12 protein-coding genes and 2 pseudogenes are annotated in these 22,579 nt (G+C 58.2%); 7 read left to right on the forward strand and 7 right to left on the reverse strand.

Translation table 11 applies throughout. The features are described from left to right. Positions 1–168 precede the first annotated feature (168 nt). The gene (locus AS156_RS18905) at positions 169–1,515 is read left to right on the forward strand and encodes an IS5 family transposase (protein ID WP_066507399.1); all 1,347 of its coding nucleotides are present in this window, start codon (positions 169–171) and stop codon (positions 1,513–1,515) included. Between the two features lie 260 nt (positions 1,516–1,775). Continuing rightward, positions 1,776–1,943 (forward strand): annotated as a pseudogene (locus tag AS156_RS46045) (IS481 family transposase); the annotation flags it as partial. A 139-nt stretch (positions 1,944–2,082) separates the two neighbouring features. On the opposite strand, the gene AS156_RS18910 reads toward AS156_RS46045, so the two are convergent. Further along, entirely contained in the window at positions 2,083–3,114 is a 1,032-nt protein-coding gene (locus AS156_RS18910; protein ID WP_066507402.1) for an MBL fold metallo-hydrolase, read from the reverse strand. Between the two features lie 563 nt (positions 3,115–3,677). Between AS156_RS18910 and AS156_RS18915 the strand changes: the two genes are divergently transcribed. Continuing rightward, positions 3,678–5,111, forward strand: coding sequence for an MmgE/PrpD family protein (locus AS156_RS18915; protein WP_082747585.1), 1,434 nt, complete (start codon positions 3,678–3,680; stop codon positions 5,109–5,111). A gap of 810 nt (positions 5,112–5,921) precedes the next feature. Here the strand turns inward: AS156_RS18915 and AS156_RS18920 are convergent. The 3 genes from AS156_RS18920 to ccrA form a co-directional block, all read right to left on the reverse strand. After that, the gene (locus AS156_RS18920) at positions 5,922–8,138 is read right to left on the reverse strand and encodes a 3-hydroxyacyl-CoA dehydrogenase NAD-binding domain-containing protein (protein WP_066507438.1); all 2,217 of its coding nucleotides are present in this window, start codon (positions 8,136–8,138) and stop codon (positions 5,922–5,924) included. A 138-nt stretch (positions 8,139–8,276) separates the two neighbouring features. Continuing rightward, complete coding sequence (locus tag AS156_RS18925) at positions 8,277–9,485, reverse strand: acetyl-CoA C-acetyltransferase (protein ID WP_066507440.1); 1,209 nt, start codon at positions 9,483–9,485, stop codon at positions 8,277–8,279. 985 nt (positions 9,486–10,470) lie between these two features. Continuing rightward, positions 10,471–11,658, reverse strand: coding sequence for a crotonyl-CoA carboxylase/reductase (gene ccrA / locus AS156_RS18930; RefSeq protein ID WP_245312944.1), 1,188 nt, complete (start codon positions 11,656–11,658; stop codon positions 10,471–10,473). Between the two features lie 154 nt (positions 11,659–11,812). Here ccrA and AS156_RS42160 point away from each other — a divergent pair, with 154 nt between their 5' ends. Beyond that, a complete protein-coding gene (locus tag AS156_RS42160; protein ID WP_136626298.1) occupies positions 11,813–12,064 on the forward strand; it encodes a hypothetical protein in 252 nt (83 codons plus the stop codon). Between the two features lie 707 nt (positions 12,065–12,771). Here AS156_RS42160 and AS156_RS40850 read toward each other — a convergent pair. Beyond that, positions 12,772–13,140 carry a helix-turn-helix domain-containing protein gene (locus AS156_RS40850; protein ID WP_245312941.1) on the reverse strand — a complete coding sequence of 123 codons (369 nt, stop codon included), beginning with the start codon at positions 13,138–13,140 and terminating at the stop codon, positions 12,772–12,774. 489 nt (positions 13,141–13,629) lie between these two features. Further along, positions 13,630–14,406 carry an SDR family NAD(P)-dependent oxidoreductase gene (locus AS156_RS18935; protein WP_066507408.1) on the reverse strand — a complete coding sequence of 259 codons (777 nt, stop codon included), beginning with the start codon at positions 14,404–14,406 and terminating at the stop codon, positions 13,630–13,632. A gap of 323 nt (positions 14,407–14,729) precedes the next feature. On the opposite strand from AS156_RS18935, the pseudogene AS156_RS44595 reads away from it, so the two are divergent. The 3 genes and pseudogenes from AS156_RS44595 to AS156_RS18965 all read left to right on the forward strand — a co-directional run bounded on the left by AS156_RS44595 (position 14,730) and on the right by AS156_RS18965 (position 20,888). Beyond that, a pseudogene (locus tag AS156_RS44595) lies at positions 14,730–15,971 on the forward strand (hydantoinase B/oxoprolinase family protein). Positions 15,972–16,551: 580 nt separating this feature from the next. Then, the gene (locus AS156_RS18955; protein ID WP_066507444.1) at positions 16,552–17,835 is read left to right on the forward strand and encodes an aminotransferase class I/II-fold pyridoxal phosphate-dependent enzyme; all 1,284 of its coding nucleotides are present in this window, start codon (positions 16,552–16,554) and stop codon (positions 17,833–17,835) included. Between the two features lie 602 nt (positions 17,836–18,437). Beyond that, positions 18,438–20,888 (forward strand): CaiB/BaiF CoA transferase family protein, encoded by a 2,451-nt coding sequence (locus AS156_RS18965; protein ID WP_066507419.1) that lies wholly within the window; start codon positions 18,438–18,440, stop codon positions 20,886–20,888. A 556-nt stretch (positions 20,889–21,444) separates the two neighbouring features. Here the strand turns inward: AS156_RS18965 and AS156_RS45790 are convergent. Next, on the reverse strand, positions 21,445–21,903 hold the full coding sequence (locus tag AS156_RS45790) for a hypothetical protein (RefSeq protein WP_347336634.1): 459 nt from the start codon (positions 21,901–21,903) through the stop codon (positions 21,445–21,447). Positions 21,904–22,579: the final 676 nt, after the last annotated feature.

Below are 22,579 nucleotides of genomic sequence, written 5' to 3' on the forward strand. Positions count from 1 at the left end.
AATCGCCTGTGAACAAGGCTCTAAGCGATTGAGCTGGAGTCTGTTTTTTCGATTGAGATCCGTTTGAGATTGCAGGGATTGGAAGGTTGAGGGCTGCAAACCCTGCAAATTCGTTCGTGACTTCCCCTTTGCCGTGAGCCGTGATTCTGTGGTGCATCGGAGAGGACGATGCGACCAAAGAAGCACAAGACGACGGGATCAAATGATCTGTTCCGGGCGCGGCTGGACCAGATCATCAACATGAAGCACGAGCTGGTTCTGCTCGCCGGCAAGATCGACTGGGACTGGATCGACGGCGAGATCGCTCCGCTCTACAGCGAGAACGGCCGGCCCGGGATCGAGACCCGTTTCATGATCGGGCTTTTGCTGCTCAAGCAAATTTACGGGCTGTCCGATGAGGGGGTGTGCGAGCGCTGGGTCCACGATCCGTATTTCCAGTTCTTCACCGGCGAAGAGTTCTTCCAGCACGCTTTCCCGCACGAGCGCTCGGACCTGAGCCATTGGCGCAAGCGGCTCGGCGACAAGCTGGAGCTTTTGCTGGCTGAGAGCCTGCGGGTGGCGCATGAGGCCGGCGCGTTGCGCAGCCAGGACCTCAAGCGGGTTACGGTCGACACCACGGTGCAACCGAAGGCCATCACCTTTCCGACCGATGCCAAGCTCTTGCATGCGGCCATCAGGGGGCTCAACCGCCTGGCGAGACAGCACGGCGTCAGGCTGCGGCAATCCTATTCTCGCGTGGCCAAGGCAGCCGCGATGATGGCGGGTCGCTACGCTCATGCCAAACAGTTCGGGCGGCATCAGCGGCAGTTGCGTATCCTGCGCAGCAGGCTGGGCCGGATCATCCGCGACATCCGCCGCAAGATCGAGGGCCAGCCAGCACAGGAGGAGACGTTCGCGCTTCCGCTTGGCCGAGCCAGCCAGATCCGCTCGCAGCAGCAGCGCCAGCGTGGCTGGAAGCTCTATTCCTTCCACGCCCCGGAGGTGGAGTGCATCGGCAAGGGCAAGGCCGCCGCGCCCTATGAGTTCGGCGTGAAGGCCTCCATCGTCACCAACAACCGCCGGGCTCCCGGCGGCCTGTTCGTGCTGCACGCCAAGGCACTGCCCGACAACCCCTACGACGGTCACACCTTGCGGGACGTCATCGACCGCACCGAGACCCTCACCGGCTGTTCGATCGAGCGGGCCTATGTCGACAAAGGATATCGTGGCCACGACGCACAAAATCCACGGCGCGTCTTCATCTCCGGCCAGAAGCGCGGTGTCTTCGGCGCCATCAAGCGCGAACTGCGCCGCCGCTCCGCCATCGAGCCCATCATCGGACACATGAAGGCCGAAGGTCACCTCGGCCGCTGCTACCTCAAAGGCCGTGCCGGCGACGCTGCCAACGTCATCCTCTCAGCCGTCGGTCACAACTTCCGCCGCATCCTCGCCTGGCTCAAACAACTCTTGGGCCTGTTCCTGGGATTGCTATGGCCAACTCTCGCCTGCCCGGCCCAGCTCAATTCGGTTTCTTAACGAACGACTAAATACCCCCTAGCTCCGCACAACCGCGCTGCGTCATGCTGATGCTGTAGTGCAGGCGTAAAACTTCGCGAATGTGGTGCATGAAAAGTCTCTCTGTCGGCATCTCGATCCTCTGCTGTCGGGCAAAAGACCGTCAGTGGCGTCCGGCTGGCTGGCTGTCCGCGATCACGATCCTGCGGAATCAGTGATCACGATGCCCTGGAATTGATGATCACGATCGTCTGGAACGCCGCAAACCACGACCCTCAGGCCTCCAGCGGCGCAGCTTCAGGCGATTGCCGGAGGTCGAAGACTGCTGGCCTTCGAAGGAGAAGTTCAAGGCGTATTCGATTTCTACATCGACATTGCTGAGCTCCAGACCGCTGAAGGCAAACTCTACCTCTACCTATATCTCTACGTCGCGATCAATCTCACCAGTCAAGTTCGCCTTCGTGCAACTGGTCAGGAAGATGAGAAGAACCTCAGCCTCGGCCTTCCTCGAAGCTCCGATCGCGGCTGCTCCTACAAGATCCACATGGTTCTGACCGACAATGGGATCTGGTTCCCCATCTGGCGGCCCTACATAGACAAGTGGTACCAGGCCAGGCCATCCCGAACCTCCTTCGACACCTCTCCGGTGCTGATTAGATAATTTAAGCAGGCCACTGCCTCGCCAGTCGCCGGTCCCAATTGTTGGAGATCCGCCTCCGAAATGCGGCGACGAAACAGCGCGCTGAACGTGTCGATCACGCGGCGCGGCTGCTCAAGCAGCGCGCGCAAACGTTCTAGCGCTTCTTGTTGACCTCGCAGCAGCTGATCAATGCGCGCGTGCAGGCCATGGAAGACATCCTGATGGGCTGGCGCAACGAGCACTTCATCCGGCACCCGGTTCTTTAGGCGTTCCAGTGAGGTGAACCACTTGGCCATCGGATTCGCCTCAGGCTCAAGCGGGTACACGGATACGTTGGTAGAAATCCGTGGCAGAATCTGATCGCCGGAGATCAGTAGGTTCAATCCCGAGCAGTACAGGCAGGAGTGCTCCGGGGAATGCCCGTGGCCGGTGACCACCTCCCACAAGTGCTGGCCGATCTGCAATATCATCCCGTCCTGCAGGTTATGGAACTTATCCGGCAGAGGATAAATCAATGATCCGATGCTGCCGAAGCCGATCCGGTAGCTCTCGACGGCCGACTCGCACCAGCCTGCCTCGCGGTAGAACTGCAATGCATCAGCCGGCGCTTCCCTGCCAGTATCCGAAATCAGGGCGCGGCACATAAAGTACTCCAAACTCGAGATCCATAGTTGCACCCGATGTTGACGCGTGAGCCAACCGGCCAACCCGATGTGGTCTGCGTCCATGTGCGTTACCAGCAGTCGCGTCAGCGGCTTGGTCAACGGGGGCGTCGCCATTAGTTGCTTCCAGAAGCTCATTGCCTCCTGAGTGCGCAACCCAGTGTCTACCATTGCCCAGCCCTGGTTGTCATCGATAGCCCAGATGTTGACATGGTCCATACGGTATGGCATCGGCAGCCGGATCCAGCGCACGCCCGGTGCGATTTCAATGAATTCGCCGGAGGCTGGAGGGCTACGGGGAAAAACGAGCGTAGTCATAAGTCATCGCCGAATTGTTCTCAAGCTCGGGGAGCACTTTCATTAGCTGAGCCGAGCGCACCACGTGAAAGGATGGATTTTCGTGCCGGTCTCCTGGGACGTTTGCCTTTCGCAATTTCCGCCCCACATGTCGGGTTCCGCGGTTGCCAGCCGTCGCAAACGGCAGTGAGGGCAGCCACTGCAAGATACTTCGTTTGGCGGGATCGTCATAACTTATTAAACCTCGTTCCTTGCGAGTCGGTTTGGGGAATGTCCATCGCCCACAAGCTCCGCCTGCACGCGACCTCAAGCTGCATCGTCGCTCCCAAAGCGATCTGATAGTGCGCTTCGGCGGATGACGAGTCGCACCATGCGTCTATATATTCTTGGGGCAATCAAATCTCCGTTTCGATGAGTACGCTTGCACTGTTGAATGGTCTGTCGCCGTCAACAATAAAGCAAATCGTCAAGGAGAGTGCCTTCTCATTTCTGGTAGGGAGCGCATCATCGTTCTCGCTCTACATTCTCGCTCAGTCGTCTATCCGTTTCCTTTGTGCGGCAAACTTAACTCAGGCCTCTTTCTAATGACAGATACGTCCCCCGATCTCACTGGTGCGCTTGCTCGATTTGTCTCAACTCTCAGGCTTGCTGATGTGCCTGCTAGTGTCAAAACTGATTCTCGCCGCCTTCTGCTCGATTCGATCGGATGCATGCTCTCGGCTACGCGCACGCGCATCGCTCCGATCGCTTACGCTTTGGCAGAGTTCTTAGGAGCCGGCGCCGTCGGGTCTGTAGTGGGATGCCAACAACGCTTGAGCCTCGCGGGGGCCCTGTACGCCAATGCCCGTCTCGCAAACTGTATGGATCTTGACGAGACATTTCCGGTCGGCCATCACTTCGGAGTGGCGGCTGTCGTTGCGGCGCTCGCACTAGCGGAGGCCCGCAAGGCAACAGGCTCGCAGTTGCTGTCGGCTCTGATCGCGGGATATGAACTGGGCGGACGCGTGGCGAGTGCTTGCGGAGCACCGTTATTCCTCAAGGATGGATGCGTTACCGGCTGCGGTCTCTACAGTTGTTCCGCGTCGGTGGTATTCGCGGCAGCTGGCGTAGCCATTCAACTTGAGCATCAGAACGAAACTTTGGCTCGGCAAACACTTGGCATCGCTGGCTCTAATACCCCAGTGCCGGCTTCGACTAAATGGGCCGAGTCGCCGGATCTGCCAGACTGCAAGTACGCGGATGCGGGCTGGGCAACGCTTGCCGGCGTATTCGCGGCGCGGTCAGCCGCGCTTGGCGCTACGGGCTTTGATACCATCTTTGATGGTGCCCATGGCCTGATCAAAATGTCAGGTACGGAGTGTTTCGATTCGGATACGCTCGTTGGCGGCTTTGGCTCGCGCTGGATGCTGTCCGACATCACTTATAAGCCATGGCCGACGTGCCGCTGGACTCATCAACCGCTTACCGCGCTAGCTAAGGCAACTGCCATGACCAATATTGACCCTCAGCAGATTGAGCGCGTCATCATCGGCACAAACGTTTGGCTATGTACTCCGCGTTTCACCAATCCCGCGCCGCGCACGTTCTGTTCGCGGCAATTCAGCATTCCGCACGCTGTTGCGATGGCGCTGCTAGGTGTTCCCGTCGGGCCGGAATGGTTAGACGAGGCGCAGGACAAGGATCACAACGTAAGTGCATTACGACAAAAAGTGTGCGTCGAGAACTGGGCTCCTGCAAATGGATTTCTAAACCATGTCGTGCGGGGCCAGGTGCGCAATATGCCCGCGCGGGCCACTATCGCAATGCGCGATGGCACTCGCATTGAAGCAGAAACCGAGTTCGCACTCGGCGATCCATGGACAAGAGAGACGGCATACAGCGACAAAGACGTCATTGAAAAGTTTCAGGTTGTAAGCGGACTGTCGAGATCGCGTGCGAATCACGTAATCGAGACCGTACTTCATATCGAAGCGCAGCCCAACATCGAGCCCATCCTCTCGATATTGCGCGACGCTTGAGAGCGTGCTCGGGAGTGTGCGGGATATTTCGCGGGCGCCGAACCGCTGGGCATTACACCTCTCCTGTGGGCGTTAGGCGGGGCTAGCTATTTTGACAATTGCGCTGCGACTATTGGAGGATTATGGGCCATCATTGAGATAAGAGTCTCGAACGAGATTGATAATCAGTAGGCTACTGCCGGTAAACTTGGCTGCGACGGGCGCCCCGCCTTTTTCCCGTCTTGCTAGTGCGAGGCCACGCTATTGAAGGCGAACATGGTCCGCAGGATGACGATGCTCCTCTTTCCAATCCTGATGCCTGTTCGCGAACGTGTCGTGCCTTGATCGTGACGCCTAGGTGCGCAGGTATGTCGCGGAGAGCACGGCAGCCGAAGAAAGGCTCACGGAGCCGAAGTGCTGGAATCTGAGCTGGCGCAATGGACCAACGGGCAGATTGAAAGCCTTCTTGCCGCTGTGCGGGTGCAGTCGCCGATGGACGTACCCACGGATCAAGGTCAGCAGCCGTCAGCCTGTTCTCGGCAGATCTGCTGATCGGCGAAGATACCAGGAGAACGAAAAACCGCTGCAGGATTCCCTCGTATGGCGACATGGCAAGATCGCCTTGCCGCCGACCGGTACAGCTTTTAGGTGAGTAGGTATCCCAATGGCTCGTCATCTCCCACGTCGCGGTGCTTTGTCGAAAGAGCGCCGCACGCTTTAACTTGCGTGCGCCAGCGCATCACGGCCACCGCCGGATCAACGTTGCCAGAGGCTACGTTTAGTTTTCTCAAGCTTTTGATGCGGATGTGGCCTCAGCCGCCTCGCCTTAATTCATGGGAGGGCCCTCTCTTTGTATCCGAAGCGGCCGTAGAAGGTTTGACCATGCTTCGCCATTTCCTCCAAGAGCTTCGGAGCGGCGAACCGCGGGCCATATTTGGCCGCGAGCTTGTGGCAGAGCTCGACGAATTCCTTCGTGCCCATGAAGTCGATATAGGACAATGCACCGCCGGTAAATGGGGCAAAGCCGAAACCGAGAATCGAGCCGACATCGGCTTCTCGAGGGTCCGTGATGACATGGTCCTCCACCGTACGTGCTGCCTCCACGGCCTGCACCACTAAGAAGCGCTGCTTGAGCTCCTCGACATCCAGCATATCGGGCTCGAGATGCTTCGGTTGCAGATCGGCAAGGCCTCCCCATAGGCTCTTTTTCCCCTTGCCCTTTTCGGGGTAATCATAAAAGCCCTTGCGATTTTTGCGACCCAAGCGGCCCTTCTTCTCGACCAATTCGGTCATAAGTTCTTTGTCCGTTTGGTCGATCGCGTGCGGCCCGAGATCGGCTTCGGTCGCCTTCATGATCGTCAAGCGGAGATCGAGCGCCGTTTCATCAGATAAAGACAGGGGGCCGACCGGCATGCCCGCCATTTTAGCGCAATTTTCAATCATTGCCGGCCGAACGCCCTCCAAGAACATCTCTTTGCCTTCGGAGATAAAGCGGGCCACGCATCGGTTGGCGAAGAAGCCGCGAGAATCATTGACGACAATCGGCGTCTTACCGAGTTGCCGGACATAGTCGAACGCCGTGGCCAGCGCGACCTCACCGGTGTTCTTGCCGAGGACAACTTCGACCAGCATCATCTTCTCGACTGGCGAAAAGAAATGTATGCCAATGAACTTCGTCGGATCGGTGAATTCTTCTGCCAGCGAATTGATCGGTAGCGTCGATGTGTTTGAGGCGAAGATCGCCCCTTCTTTCAAGAAGGGCTGCGCCTTGGCATAAGTCTCGAATTTTGCCTTGCGATCCTCAAACACCGATTCGATGATAAGGTCGCAATCGTTGATCATCGCGTAATCAACGGTGGCGATCATGCGAGCAAGAGCCTCGTCTCGATCGCTTTCCTTGGCGCTACCCTTCTTGATGAGCTCATCGAATACGGCCTTGGCGTGGGCCTTTGCCTTGTCCGCGCTCTCCTGGTGGCGGTTGATGAGTACCACTTCGATGCCGGCACGCGCAGAGACGAAACCGATGCTCGAGCCCACAAAGCCGGCCCCGATCAGGGCAAGTTTCCTCACCTTTGTCGGCGGCACGTTTTGCGGGCGGCGTGTACCCTTGTTCAATTCCCGCTTTGAGAGGAAAAGGCTGCGGATCATCGCGTGCGCTTCCTTCGAGCGCAGGATCTGCGCGAAGTAGCGAGACTCGACGCGCAGCGCCGCATCCATCGGCAGCTGTAGGCCCTCATAGACGCAGCTCATCACGGCGCGCGCCGCTGGATGATTGTCGTAGGTATCGCGGCGATACGTTGCGTTGAGGGTTGGAAATAGCATCATGCCGGCCTTGGAGAAAACGGAACCGCCCGGCGGCTTGAATTCCCTTTCGTCCCAGGGCATTACCGCCTTCCCGCCGCCCTTGATCCAGTCCTTGGCAGCCTTGATCAGCTCGGTCGGTGGAACGACGGCATCGATCAGCCTCAACGCCTTGGCGCGCGCCACATCCATCGCTTCGCCCTTTAGCAGAATCTGCATAGCATCTTGCAGCGCGACGATACGGGGTACGCGCTGCGTGCCTCCGGCCCCAGGGAAGAGGCCAACCTTGATCTCGGGTAGACCCAGCCGCGTCATCGGATTGTCGGCGGCGACACGGTAGTGGCAGCAGAGTGTGAGCTCAAAACCGCCACCAAGGGCGAGCCCGTTGATGGCAGCAATCCACGGCTTTCCTGAGGTCTCGATGGCACGGAGGGTAAGCGAGAAGCGGCGGCTCTGATCGAACAGCCTCTGGTTTGCTGCGACTTCGCCTTTTTCCTTGTACAATTGCGCATAGGCGCGGCTCATGCTCTCGAGCATCGCAAGATCCGCGCCGGCGGAGAGCGCCTTCTTGCTTGAGGTGATGACGACACCCTTTACCGTAGTATCAGCCGATGTCTGCTTCACGATTTCCTCAAGCTCGGCCGCCGTGATTTCGCTCAGCACGTTCATCGAATTGCCTGGGATGTCCAAGGTGACGAGCGCGATGCCATCGGTGTCAATTTCAACTTTAAAGTTTTTGAAGACCATGTTTTGCTCCTCGGTGCAGCTTGCTGACAAGACGCGGCGGTTATCTATTAATGGCGGGGTGGGTCAGCAAACACAGCGCTCCACCTCTTCTGCCGCGGCATGGTGTGTTGTGCCTTCGGCTGACTGAACCCAGCGGCATTACATCCGCTCGATGATGGTGGCTGTGCCCATGCCGCCGCCAATGCACAGCGTCACCAACGCGGTCGCCTTGTTTCTGCGCTCGAGCTCGTCGAGTACGGTGCCGAGGATCATCGCACCAGTGGCTCCCAGCGGATGGCCTAGCGCGATGGCGCCGCCATTGACGTTGATCTTGTCGTTGTCGATTTCGAACGCCTGGATGTAACGCAGCACGACGGAAGCGAACGCCTCATTGAGCTCGAACAGGTCGATGTCCGACTTCTTCATGCCGGAGCGCTCGAACAGCTTGTTGGTGACGTCGATCGGTCCGGTGAGCATCATCGCCGGTTCCGAACCGATATTGGAGAAAGCGCGGATCTTTGCGCGCGCCTTCAGGCCGTATTTCGCGCCCGCCTCCTTGCTGCCGAGCAGCACGGCGCCTGCGCCGTCGACGATACCGGACGAATTGCCGGCATGATGCACATAATTGATGCGCTCGACCTCCGGGTGCGACTGGATCGCGACCGCATCGAATCCGCCGGTCTGCGCGAGTTCGACAAAGGAGGGCTTGAGCTGCGCTAGCGATTGCATGGTCGTGTTCGGGCGCATTTGCTCGTCCTTGGCCAGAATGGTCAGGCCGTTGATGTCCTTGACGGGCACGACTGAGTTGTTGAAGCGACCTTCATCCCAGGCCTTGGTGGCGCGCTGCTGGCTTTGCACGGAATAGGCGTCGACATCTTCGCGTGAAAAGCCGTATTTGGTCGCGATCAGATCGGCTGCGACGCCCTGGGGAATAAAGAAAGCGGGCACTGCAATCGAGGGATCCATCGCCAACGCGCCGCCGGAAGCGCCGATACCGACACGGCTCATAGATTCGGCCCCGCCGCCGATCACGAGTTCATGCTGGCCGCTCATGATCTGGGCGGCCGCGAAATTCACCGCATCAAGGCCGGACGCGCAGAAGCGATTGATCTGCACGCCCGGCACGGCCTCGCCCAACCCCGACTTCAGCGCCGCGAAGCGGGCGATGTCGCCGCCAGCTTCGCCGACTGGATCAACCACGCCGAGAACCACGTCATCGATTGTATTTTCGGGCAGGCGGTTGCGCTCCTTCAGCGCCTCCAGCGGCACGGCGGCGAGCCGCAACGCGGTGACCTCGTGCAACGCACCGTCCGTCTTACCGCGGCCTCGCGGGGTCCGAACGTGATCATAGATATATGCCTCTGGCATGGCGTTCTCCGGAATGACGGCGATGACATAAAGTACGGGCGAGATGAGCGGTGAGACCAGATCCTCGTTTGCCGGAGTTAGCGCCCGCCCAAGACGCTTGCCGGCCCGCATGCGCGAGAGAAAAGGAGGGAATAACATCAACTTGTGCACTCTCGCGCTGGACGACGCACAAGATCAATGTTCTAACGCTGCCGACGACATCCCGTGTGGCAGAGATGTTGTTTCGCCGCCCGAGTAACAGGGCCGAGCCTGCGGGGGATGAGATCGGTTTCGTTGCCGATGTTTGACCCTGTACCTGTCTCAGACGGGCGTATAGGGCTAGGTATGGAGAGTATCGCTCGGTTTTCGGGTTTAATGCACTTGGCCCTCTGTCATTGTCGTTGCATTCCGAATAGCAACACCCGTGCCAGCACCGATCGAGCGAATTAACTGTCTGATTTACTTCAACAAGAGGCGCAGGTCGCTGGATCAGGCTGGTGGTTTGAACCCGACAGCCGTTGTAGAGCTGTCGGAAGCCGCACACGGATCAGCCCTGATCTTTGCGATGGGCAACTCCTCGCGGTGATTCTTTGGGACCCGCGTCAGAAGAGAAACAGAAGGTGTCAGCAAAGGTACCAGCAAGTGCTCTCACCAATGGAGTTAGCCGGCACGAACTGACAGCTTGGCCCTGATGAATATCGCCAACACAGAGCTGGAAGCTGGAAAGCGCCAATTAGTTTGTGGCGAGGAGAAGTGCGATGGCTCGGAGCGCGCCGGATTGCTCGCTGAAAGGCGACGATCGAGGACTTGGGCGAGTGCTCAATTCCAGAGACAATACATCGAGCTACGAGAGTCTGCCGGCCGCAAGTAGTGAATGCGGTGCGGCGTAGGGATGAAGGTTATCCTCAACCAAGGCTGAAGAGCCGTGGTGCGCCGCTTTGACAGCGTTTTCGCCCTTAGAGCTGTGCGGCGCGAGCTCACAAAGGAACCACATTTGCATGAAACCTTAGCTGGTAGACTGCGCCGCGTGTGCCTGAACACGAACTGCCATATTTCCAGGCAGGTGCCGATTTCTCCACATCTTCACATGTGCAAGCGGAAGGTCGGCCCACGAAAAGGCTTCGGATAGACAAGGATCTATACGCCGCTGAGCAACGAGTCGATTCGCTTCCCACACTTGGTATGGATTTGCGAAGTGGCTGCCTTGAATTCTTTTTTGTCGCATCCAGACGAAGCGGGCATCCATCGTAAGATTGTAACCGGACGTCCCACCACAGAAGACAACCATTCCTCCTCGTTTCACCACGTAGCAGCTGACTGGAAATGTCGCTTCTCCGGGGTGCTCGAAGACAATGTCAACGTCGTTGCCCCTGCCGGTGGTCTTCCAAATGGCTCGGCCAAATCGGCGTACTTCCTTCAAGTAGTTGTTGTAAGCGGTCTCATTGACATTGGGAAGTCGGCCCCAGCAGTCAAACTCCTTTCGGTTTATCACGCCCTTAGCTCCCAACGACATCACGTAGTCAAGCTTCGATTCACCAGACACGACACCAATCGCGTTCGCCCCCGCGACCGATATGAGTTGAACTGCCATCGAGCCAAGCCCGCCAGCCGCTCCCCACACCAAAACGTTTTGACCTGGTCGGACCATGTGTGGGGGATGACCAAACAACATCCTATATGCGGGCGCCAGCGTGCCCGAATAGCACGCACTCTGCTCCCAGCCGAGGTGCTTTGGCCGGGGTAACAGCTGACCCGCTTGGACCGGTGCGAATTGTGCAAAGGATCCGTCTGGAGTTTCATAACCCCAAATTCTCTGGGACGGCGAGAACATAGGATCGCCGCCATTGCACTCGACATCGTCGCCGTCGTCCTGATGCGAATGAATCACGACTTCGTCACCCTCCTTCCATTTCTTCACGCGATTTCCGACCGCCCAAACGATCCCCGCAGCTTCTCCTCCGCAGATGTGATAGGATCGTCCGTGCACGTCCAATGGTGAGATTGGCTTCCCAAGAGACGCTAGAATGGAATTGAAGCCGATTCCAGTCGCCATAATCATGACCAAGGCGTCCTCTGGTCCTACCGAGGGCGTATCAACTACCTCCACTTGCAGCGCAGTCTCTGGATTCCCATGCCGCTCCTTGCGTATGACCCAAGCATACATGCGCTTCGGTACATGACCCAAAGGCGGCATTTCTCCGATCGCGTAGAGGTCCTTCGCGACGACTTGGGCATCGTTTGCTGCCGACGGATTGTGGTCATTTGATTGATTGATCCCGATCATATGTGCCTCGATGCAAATGAAGACTGGCGCCACCTGAGTGTTGTGTGATTGCGAGCCATTAGCCATGACCCGTGCAATTCTGAGCTTCGTCGACGATCGTTCAGTAGTCAGCTTTGATGACTCCGATTCAACGATGGTTAAGCATGTGGTGTTGCTGTCGTCCCAATCATCATTTTCATTCGCGGCAAAGTCCCCTTTTCTGGCGCACGCGATTTTCCAATACGCAAACTCGCCGGCCTGTCGCTCAAGTGGGGGCGTTGTGAAAGAGAAAGGAAATGTTGTCGATCGCATTGTCACCCAGCACGTCAAGGGATAATTGGAATACTTCGTTGCTGATGGCTTGAGAAAACCCTGGCAGATGAAGAGGATTATGCTCGGCTGATATTCGACGGTTAACGACAGGCTTCGTTCGAAACTCGACGGTGGCGAATGAGGTCGAGAATTGACCGAGGGCTTGTCGTGCGTCGCTTAAATAGGCGGAGTGGCGAACGCTAGCGCCGCGGGCATGCGACGTTCGATTGACAAAGGAGGCCCATCCGAAATTGAGTGGGTGGTGCATACTGCTAAGGCACTTGGCAGGCGCGATCTCGATGTGATTTTCCAATTTCTAGAGTCCCGCGTCGTGTGAAAGCCTACATAGAGCTCTCTCGATCTTGATCTCTCGAACCATCATTGTTCCGGCTTACCGCTTCCTAAAACTTGCTTCGTCTCTGTCACGAACAGCTTAACTAGAGAAAAAATACAACAAAAGGGAAGGGAGGCACCCTACCGATTCAAGGAGTTTCAGGTCGCTCTTGGGTTGTTCAGAGTCGGCCGCATCGATGTAACCCGCTTCGCAAGAAGATTTCGAACATCTTCTTTGACCGGGGCATGCTACAATTTCGGCCGCTTCGCTGGCAAATATCGTGGAGGAGCGGCGAGATGATCTGTCATTATTACCAACGGGCTGCCCTAGTTCAGCTAGACTGCGGCCTTGATCGGCATCAAGACGCGACGCGATGCGTGATCGCGCTCGTCGTGCACCTAGTGTCCTGAACCGGAAGTTCGCAACGTCGCGTCGTGTTCTGCTGATGCATTGTAACGGCACAAGCGCTCGATGGAAGCAAGGATGTCATCGGTTGATTTGCCTCGATCTCGTCGAGGAACTTGCGGAACTCGGCGGCGCCGCCACTTGCTCACGGTCTGCTGGCCCAGCCCCAGCTTGGCCGCCACTCCGTTGATTTGACCGCCTTCCGCGCAGGTCAACACGATCCGCGCTCTCAGAGCCAGCGCCTGCGCCGTCTTTCGACGCACCGTCAGTGACCGTAGTTCGGCACGCTCATCATCGCTCAATATCAAGGCTGCAAGTTGCCGGGCCGCCATCAGATCCTCCGTGGCGGTTGCAGCCGCCATCTCTGGCACTGCGACGCGAATCTACTGCGCATCTACGATTGCGAACTTGTGAATCGGGACACTAGAAACTGCAACGACACGGGAACGGTAAAACCGGCGACACAACAAAGTATCTCCGCGAAAACATCTGATGCGCGCTTAACGAGCGCCGACGTCGAAAGGTTCGACACGGAATGCCCTCTGGCCACTAAGATAGCATATGGCGACCGTAACGGAGCATAGCCGCTCGACGGTTGGCGAGCATCCGCGGCGGGCTGCCAGAATCAGCGTCACCTTAAAGGTGCCGGAAATCAATGGGCGGAGGTGAGTCCGACTCAGAGCCGGCTATTCTGTCGCTGACATCACAACGAGTAGAGGTCGTGGCCTTTGTTCAGCGCGATGGAAGTAGAGCGGGAACTAACGCTATGCCGCGCGGCGACGATGCTCCTGTTGCGGGAACGAGTCGTTTAGCTCGCGCAAGTGCCGCGGCAATCGCCATGACCTTCGCGATCAGCCGTGCGCGAGGCAGTCCATTCGTCCGCCGTCTACCACTAGCATCTGAGCCGTCATCCATCCCGTCTCTGGCGCTGCCAAAAAGACGACAGCATTCGCGATATCTTCAGGTTCTCCGATACGTCCCATTATCGTTCGCTCCCGAACATGCCCCTCGATAGAATCCCATTCTGTGCCGTCGGGTCTTCGTTGCGTCATGTCCGTCCGGATAAAACCGGGGGCGACAGCGTTCACGGTAATGCCCTCGGATCCCAATTCCATCGCAATGCGCCGCGTCAGGATCGCCGCCTCCGCTTTGGTCGCAGCGTAAAACGCGTTTCCGGGCAGAGTGGCTCCGATTGCAGCAATTGAGGTCAGGTTGATGATCCGACCATAGCGCCGTGCTCGCATTCCTGCCATCACGGCGCGCGTTGTGTGGATGATGCCATCTACATTGATGCGACGCATGCGATCGAACTGATTGTGGTTAAGCGTTTCAAGCGTCGCTTGGTACAGCACGCCAGCGTTGTTGACGAGGATTGTGAGCGGACCAAGCCATGTCTCCGCTTGCTCGGCCATTGCCTGAACGGATGCAAAATCCGCCACGTCTGCGCCCACAGTCATTGATCGGCCGCCACTGGCTTTGATCTCGTTCGCGACTTGCTCGGCCGCGTCCGCACGCTCTGCATAGCTTACACATACGGCAGCACCCCGCTGCGCCAGCAAGAGAGCGATTGCTCTTCCGATACCCCGCGAGGCGCCTGTGACCAGGGCCACCTGATTTGTCCACACCATATAGTGGTCCTCCAACTCTTCCCATTCAAGACAGTCACCCCGTATCGGATAGGCGAGCCCTTTCAGGTCCTACAGCCATCGCACGTCCAGAAGCTCCTCTCGAACCGATGCTGACACAATCTTGATAAGCCGACGGATTGACGATGCTGTGGCTGTCGTGTGCTCGACAAGGCCGTCCACGGTCAACGCTCTATTTTCGTAGGTTGTGCAACGAGATTTTGAGATGCCTGATCTTCGGCGCGTGGGAACAGAGACTTGAAGCGCAGCTTCGAAAGCCTGCGTGAGGACACGCCGGCGACGTCCTTCCGTTCCAGAATTCGGTTATTGCTGCGAAGTTCCTGAACGATATGCTGGTTGCATTCACCTGCAACCGTGCACATCAATCGGATATAGGGGGCGGCGCGGCAGGAACGTACAATCCCAAAGCCGAGGAAATCTTTCACGAGGGCCTGCGCATTCCAGTCGTCAAGCTCGTCTCACAAGGAGAGGTGCAGCATGATCTTTGGCGGCTGGTCCTCCTGAACTCGAGGACCCCGGACCTGCTTGACGGCGATCTGCGCGCGATGCTCGGGTCGACCGAAATCGGTGCCAAGCGCCTACCGGATATCGCCAGGCCAATGGGAGCCGAAGGTCTGAACGGGTTGTTTGCGTCGCTCCTTGATTGGGCGGAGGAGGAGTTTGTCGCCGCGATCCGCAAGTTGACGCCGGTGACGTATACTGGCGAAGACTTTTTCGATCATGATTGCTTCGAGACCATAGACGCGCGCGTCAAGACCGTGATCACTGTGCGGCCGGACGGACTTCTCGTCGACTTCGCGGGCACGAGTCCGCAGATGCGTGGCTTCAAGAACAGCTCACTCGCGAACACGCGATCGGCCGTGCTCTTTGGACTTATCTCGTTCCTTGGTGCCCACATCCCGCGCAATGACGGCGTCTTCCGCCGTGTTCGCATCGAGGCCCCCGAAGGATCGCTGGTCAACGCGAAGCCTGCCCCTGTTACCTAAGCTGCCACCTATCCAGCGCACCAAATCATACACTCCATCTGGAGAGCGCTGAGCCCTGCCGCGCCCGAATTGAGCTGTGCAGGCTGGAGCCGAATTTCGCATTGCAATACCGCGGGGATGGACGCAAACGATCGGTATTACGTTGCATATCAATGGTTGGCACAACCTGGAACCGGCGCCGTCAAAGGTCGAGATGGATTCAATGTCCTGGGACGGTTGACCACGCTTGGCGGCCTCGCCCTGCCAGAAGTCAAGGGCTTCGAGACGAGCTACCCGTTCCTTGTCGAGCGCCAGGAATTTTTGACCGATGGAGGTGGTCCAGGCCACTATCGAGGTGGGACGGGCGCGGAAGTGACGGTCCATGTGAAACATCCGGCTGAGTATTCGTTCCGGGGCGAAGGTAGTGCCAACTCCACATCGTTCGGCGTGCTGGGCGGCCGTGCTGCGGGCATCGGGGGCTGTTCGATCAGGTTACAGGATGGTTCAGCCTACGTCGCGGCTGCCTTCATTGATGCTGACGATCAGAGCCGCTGGAGGGGGCGGCTTCGGATCGCCTTTTGAGCGGCCCGCGGAAGACGTTCTAGACGACGTTCTTGATGGCATGGTCAGTCCTGAGAGGGCAGAAGCAGATTATGGCGTCATTCTGTCCAAGAGCGGTCTTCAAATCGATGAATAGGCGACGCGAGCCCGCCGTGAAAGCATCAGAGAAATCTAAAAATAGGTCATACACAAGACTCTCACGACTGAAGGCCGCGACGGGGCGAATGCGCGCTCTCGACGAACGCGCTCGATATGTCAGACGGCCGGCAAACTTGCATTTGACAGGCTGCGTGATATCGAAGGGCTGAGATACGTCGCCGCAATGACCGACGTTCTGCGCGGCGCTTTCCTGCTTGTAAGTACCTATGCGCGTGGGCGCCGGGACAGCAATCACCCGACATTCGAAGAACGTCAGTTCCTATCTCCTTTGGTAGCTGCCCAAGCTCGACCCGATGGTTTAGTTGGTTAACCAGGGCGGGCGATCGAACTTCCGTGAGATCTGCACAAAGTCCAGCTTGGCTCGATGTCGTCAACCGCGCCGTCTCGCGGCCCATCCGGGCGTCTGCATGCGGGTGATTGCCGGATCAGAATGGAGAGTGAAATGCAGCGGATCGCTCCGTCCGATTGTGACCGCCCGACTGGACACTTTCGAAACACGCCCTACGTGATCAACGAGAGCAGGCCGTATTTCGATGCGGCTCACGCGGCTGGCCTTATGTCCGTGCCGGCACGTTCCACGACTGGACGGTCCTTTGTCTTGGGTATGGGCCCGCTCGATAATCGTCCAGAGATAATCGATTTCGTGCGATGCTCCTATTTGGGTCTGGACAATCATCCGGAGATCGTCGCTGGCGCGATCAAGGCGATCGAGGAGCATCGGTCACTGCACTGGTCATGCGCACGGACGCGGCTCAATTTCGATCGTTTGGTCGAGCTTGAAACAAGCCTGTCGGAGATGTTCCGCGCACGTGTACTTGCCTTTTCCACTGTCATGCTCGCAAATCTGGGCGCCATGCCCATCCTTGCCTCGGGCCAATTGACGGGCGGAAGGAAGCCGGTCGTCGTATTCGATCGCATCGCCCACATATCGCTCGCCTATCACAAGCCAGTCGTCGCCGACGAAACCCGGGTGGAGACGATCGCGCACAACGACATCGATGCTCTCGAACGATTGTGCCGTGAACATCCGGTGGTCGCCTATGTATGCGATGGCGTTTACTCGATGGGAGGCAATTCGCCTATCGCGGAATTGCGCCAGCTTCAGGAGCGTTATGGGCTCTTCCTCTATATTGACGATGCTCACGGCATATCGTTGTTCGGCCGCCAGGGCGAGGGGTTTGCTCGATCTCAATTTGCGCAAGCACTGGGCGATCGCACGATCATCGCGGCCTCGCTGGCCAAGGGATTCGGCGCGTCAGGCGGAATGTTGATGCTCGGAGCACCAGAACACGAGGCCTTGTTTCGCCGCTACTCCATTCCCTACGCGTTCTCGGTGGCCCCTAATCTGGCGGCGGTGGGCGCGGCGCTTGGTTCGTGCAAGATACACCGCTCGGCAGAACTCGGTGAACGCCAAAGGCGATTGGCGCAGCGGATCGAAGTGTTCGACCGTCGTGTCGCGACCGCCGAGCAAGGCAATTCGCTTCCGATCAGAATGATCGCTATCGGATCGGAAGCCATGGCCGTCACGACCGCGAGAGAGCTGCTCAACGCCGGCTTCTATACTTCAGTGACATTCTTCCCGACGGTCGCGCAAGGACGCGCGGGCATTCGGATTTGTATCACAGCCGATCATGAGGTCCGCGATATAGAGCGGCTGTGCGACTGCATCCTGGAGAAGCGACCCGACGCGATAGCCAAGCCCCAAATGGGAGCGGTACTCTGTTGAGAAACTGGACATTCAGTGGAGGTGCCCGACACCTTGACATCAACTTATGCGGACAGGAGGACGAGTTATCGTCAGTCCTCGATCCGAGCGTCGGGGCCATCGTCGTCACGGAGCCGTCCGAGGATCAATACCCATCCCGGACTGTACGCACCGGAGCAGCGATCATCGATGACCGACGGGGCCGCTGCCCAAGCTATATATTCGAGCGAAGAGGGCTTCTCTTGCCTGAACGTGGCGCAGATCGCAGTCCGCGACGAAGGTGCCATACGACGATAGAGGAGCCGCGATGTGGCGCCGTGCTCATTCGGCTCCAGCATGGTGGTACGTGCCTTCTGCTTCGCCAGGTCAGCGACCGCTCCACCCGCGCGCCCCTCGATGCGAATGAGAGCCACTACTGTAGCGCTGCCGCAAAAAATAGGTATGTCTCCGCCTGAGAACCTAGCCGAGCATCGACAGGGGTCTTTGCAGTGCTGCACGAAAGTTCGGAAAAGTTCATGAAGCGATGGCAACTCGCCAGCAGAGCGCCTTGGTGCGGCCTGCAGACTCGCATGACAGGGACGATGACGTGTCCGGAAGATTGACAGAGGGAAGCGGAGTTTTCGATGGAAGTGTTATCGCACCTGCGGGTCGTCGAGATCGGGAGCTCGGCCGCGACCAGCTACTGCGCGCGCTTGTTTGCGGATTTCGGTGCGGATGTTCAGAAAGTCGAGCCGCCGTCAGGCGATCCGCTTCGCCAAAGCGCGCCCCTGACGCCCGGTGGCCAGAGCGGATGGTTCGCATTCCTGAACTTCAACAAGTCAAGCATCATCATCGATCCAAATGACCCGGGCGCGAGCCTACGGCTCACGGCGCTAGTCGAGGATTGCGACATTCTGGTCGATGGCCGGGATATCGAGCCTGCGGACTGCCCGTCGATTGACGTCGACGCGATCCGCAGGCGACGTCCCGAACTGATCTATCTCCAAGCGAGTTGGTTCGGCGCCGACGGCCCCTATGCAGGATTTGCCGCGGTGGATTCGACCGTTCGCGCGCTCGCCGGCCTCATCAAGCTGATTGGACCGGTCGAGGGACCGCCGTTGCACGCGCCGGATTTCCAGACCGGTATTCTGGCCGGCCTGTGGGGATTCATTGGCGCGATCTCGTCGGCCGTCGCGCGAATGGACGGGAGGGCGGGGCGATCGTTGTCGCTCAGTATTTTCGAGTCCAGCCTCACTGTGACTGAGTTTCTCATGTTCGAGGCGATGACGCGCGGTGACGCGATCCGGCGGATTGGAATTAATCGTTTCTGGCCTGGCTTTCCGATCGGCATATACGAGGCCAAAGAGGGGTGGGTCGGCGTCACTACAGCGACGCCGGCACAATGGAGAGAGTTTTGTGATCTCCTCGGCTTGTGCCAATTGCGCGATGATCCGGCTCTGCTTCTGGGCGAAGATCGTCTGAAGCATGTGGAGCGGATCGAACGGCAGTTCATTCCGAGACTGAAGGAGCGAACAGCGCAGCAGTGGTTTGCGGAGGGACTGAAGCGGAAGATTCCGATAGTGCCGGTACCATCGATATCCGATCTGCTCCAGGATAGCGAGAAGAAAGCGCGCGGCGCGCTCGTTCCGGTCCTACTTGACGAGGAAGAGGGGCTGACTCCTGGTTCGATGCTGCGGTTGACATTAACGCCGCCGCGGCGCGGCGGAAGAGTTCCGGCTCCCGGCGAGCAGCAAGCGTTCGCGAACCCGCGAAGGTACTTGAAAGCTAATGTATCACCGGCGTCGTGCGACGGCGTAGATGCCGGCCGACGGCCATTGCAGGGCGTTCGCGTTATCGACTTCTCGATGGGCTGGGCCGGCCCATTGTGTACGCGGACATTGGCTGATCTCGGCGCGGACGTGATCAAGATCGAGGCCATCCAGTATCCCGATTGGTGGCGCGGTGTTGACCGAAGGCCCGCCTACGTCGATAGTCGGATGTACGAAAAGACAGCACGCTTCTGCATCATGAATCGCAACAAGCGCGGTATCACGCTCGACCTGACCCGCCCGCGAGGACTGGCTCTTGCCAAGCGGCTCCTGGTCGAAGCCGATATTGTCGTCAGTAACTACTCGGTCGATGTGCTGCCGAAACTTGGGCTTGGCTACGACGTTCTCAAGACCCTCAATCCGCGGCTCGTGATGATGTCTATGTCGGCTCTTGGTGCGGACAGCGTCCATCGCGACCTTCGAGCCTACGGCTCGACTCTCGAGCAAGGATCCGGATTGCCGAGCGTGATCGGGAACGCTGACGGACCTCCCGTGATGAGCCACACCGCTTTTGGGGATCCCGTCGGCGGGTTGAACGGCTGCGCTGCAGTTCTGGTCGCCCTGATGCACGCGCGGAACACCGGACATGGACAGTTCATCGACTTGGGACAGATCGAATGCATGATGCCGTTCGCGGCACCATGGATAACCGTCCAGTCGATCGGTGGTTTGCCGCCGACCAGATACGGCAATCGACATCCTCAATTCGTGCCGCATGGCTGCTTCCGGTGTGTGGGTGAGGATGACTGGATCGTGGTAGCGGCGACCGATGCGGACATGTGGCAAAGACTTGCGACGCTTGTAGGGCGGCCCGACTGGGCGCAGGATCCATCACTCAGATCTATGAAAGCTCGCCGGGCCATTGAGGAGGTCATCGAGACAAGTATCTCGGCTTGGACGCTCACCCGGAATGCGGACAAGGCCATGACCGAGTTACAAGCCGCAAAGATTGCTGCCGGCGTGGCGCGGCTGCCCATTGATCTACTGGAGGATCGGCATCTCGAATCTCGCACGTTTCTGCAAGAAGTCGATCGACCGTTCATAGGCTTGCATGCGCAGGCCTCGATGCCGGTTCGCGAGGGTACAAAGCCCTATGCGATTGGAGCACCCGCGCCGACACTCGGAGAGCATAACCGAGAGATTCTGTCGCGGGTTCTCTGTCTCTCGGATGACGAGATCGCACAGCTTGAGAGAGAGTACATCATCGGTACTGCGATGTTTTCCGAGGGAGAGCTTGCAAAAGCAAGAAAGGTACCGTCACGCTGACCGGTTGACGGTAAGGTTACCCCGTAATTTGCACCTACTGATCAGAAATTCATGATGACCGCAATCGGTCGTGCCTTCAAAGCCTGTAGGGGCCGATAGGAGTAAATGGGCTCATTTGGCGCAGATGGAGTTGCGGGCGATTGCTCCTGCGACTGCTATCGAGAATGACATTCAGCTCGGACACTGATCGACCAGAGGTGCCTGGTTGATGGGGCCGTGCGGTCTGCAGGCGTTTCTTGTCTCAGGCTGGAAAGAGATGGCCTGACAGATCTTTGGCCCAACCTTCCCGACGACCGAGATGCAGCTGTCTTCGCCTTCTGCGACATAGGCTAGCGCAGTTTCGTGATCACCAGACCTACCGAAAAGCCGATCGCAGCCGCGAACTAAGCCGCATAGTTCCACCAGTCATTGTCGGGCGGGATGATGGGCTGCCCCGCACCGACCCGGCAATGGCATCGAAATGAGCATCGATTCCGCTCTGCTTGGGCTCCTTGCAAAAGGCTCGTCCTAAAGGACCGCCTCTCCACTTGCGCGTGCTGCGTCAAGTGCGTCGATGTCAGGTCACGCGCCTCGTCCCGGCAATCTGCGGATCGACGGGAAGATCAAGTTCGATCTCGTGCGACACCTCGACGATATGTTCTGGGTGTTGGCCGTTCCTGAACAGCGCGTACTTGAATGCTTGGGCGCGGTTCACGAACAGGCCACCAAAAGCGCCGTTTTGTTGGCGGACGACCCAGTTGCCATGACGATTTCTGCCAACAAAGATAATCACGTCGCGGGGGCAGCGCGAAGGAGGTTCGGTGTGTTTCACGTTCATGATCCTTCCGTGACTTTCGAGCGGGAGGCTCTTCAGCCGCGATTTGGCTAAAACGGTGCGCTTGCCCGAAGCTGAACACAGCGTCGTGGCCCGGCCGCCGCTTGAAAGCAGAAGCCATCTCCTGGTCGACCTGGCGGAGTTGGTGGGAGGATCATCGACGTTCTCAGCTCCTGCGCTGCCAAGCAGAAACCTCTTCAACGTATTCACCAGGATTAATTGGGTCGGCGTCAGCAGGAGCGAACCCCGCGCTGGAAGTGGGCTCTTTCCTATCCAGCAATCGGCGTGCCACTCGCGCACTCTGACGCGGCCCTGCTTGACCAAGGAAATATGCGTTCGTGCCAACGCCCGTGTGGAGTGACGTGCCGCGGTTGTCGGCGGTTCGACATAAAAAGATCTTCAATCGGACGTGGATAGTGCGGTGCCGGTCGGCTCTCGCGTCGAGCTTGAACGCCTTCTTAAGGATGACAGTCCTGTATGTCGCGCCAGGACGTACCTATGCTTGGTCGCTGATAGGAACCATTTAAGATGAAAGTCGCACAACTGGGTTGGATATTTCGGGGGGCGGCCTTCAGCTCCGTGCGGTTGATGCCGAAGGTTGGGTAGTTTGTCGCCAACGCCTGCCGAGTCGTGAGGTCATTTCTCTCATCACGGTTGCCCTGGAGATCTGCCTCGTCGCGACATTTTGCTTGCGGCTGCCGCGACGACGCGCCTGAAAGACGCGACCATGTGGTTCATGGCAGTACCGTGGCGCCTGGATAGGACTCACTGCCGTCGATGCTCTCGATTGCCGAGTCTTTTGAAGGGGACTATTGGCAAGATGTCGAGCTGTGCGAGCAAATCTATCGTATCACTCCAGCGGCGTACGCCGATGACG

Origin of the sequence: Bradyrhizobium macuxiense (genome assembly GCF_001542415.1) — a bacterium.
In the GTDB taxonomy this organism is placed as follows: domain Bacteria; phylum Pseudomonadota; class Alphaproteobacteria; order Rhizobiales; family Xanthobacteraceae; genus Bradyrhizobium; species Bradyrhizobium macuxiense.

Bases quoted from the DNA above. Each gene is read 5' to 3' on its own strand.
- ccrA (WP_245312944.1), bottom strand. From the start codon at position 11,658: ATGCCGCCTTTGGGTCATGTACCGAAGCGCATGTATGCTTGGGTCATA.
- AS156_RS18915 (WP_082747585.1), top strand. From the start codon at position 3,678: ATGACAGATACGTCCCCCGATCTCACTGGTGCGCTTGCTCGATTTGTC.
- AS156_RS18925 (WP_066507440.1), bottom strand. From the start codon at position 9,485: ATGCCAGAGGCATATATCTATGATCACGTTCGGACCCCGCGAGGCCGC.
- AS156_RS18935 (WP_066507408.1), bottom strand. From the start codon at position 14,406: ATGGTGTGGACAAATCAGGTGGCCCTGGTCACAGGCGCCTCGCGGGGT.
- AS156_RS18910 (WP_066507402.1), bottom strand. From the start codon at position 3,114: ATGACTACGCTCGTTTTTCCCCGTAGCCCTCCAGCCTCCGGCGAATTC.
- AS156_RS40850 (WP_245312941.1), bottom strand. From the start codon at position 13,140: ATGGCGGCTGCAACCGCCACGGAGGATCTGATGGCGGCCCGGCAACTT.
- AS156_RS18905 (WP_066507399.1), top strand. From the start codon at position 169: ATGCGACCAAAGAAGCACAAGACGACGGGATCAAATGATCTGTTCCGG.
- AS156_RS18955 (WP_066507444.1), top strand. From the start codon at position 16,552: ATGCAGCGGATCGCTCCGTCCGATTGTGACCGCCCGACTGGACACTTT.
- AS156_RS18965 (WP_066507419.1), top strand. From the start codon at position 18,438: ATGGAAGTGTTATCGCACCTGCGGGTCGTCGAGATCGGGAGCTCGGCC.
- AS156_RS18920 (WP_066507438.1), bottom strand. From the start codon at position 8,138: ATGGTCTTCAAAAACTTTAAAGTTGAAATTGACACCGATGGCATCGCG.
- AS156_RS42160 (WP_136626298.1), top strand. From the start codon at position 11,813: ATGACCCGTGCAATTCTGAGCTTCGTCGACGATCGTTCAGTAGTCAGC.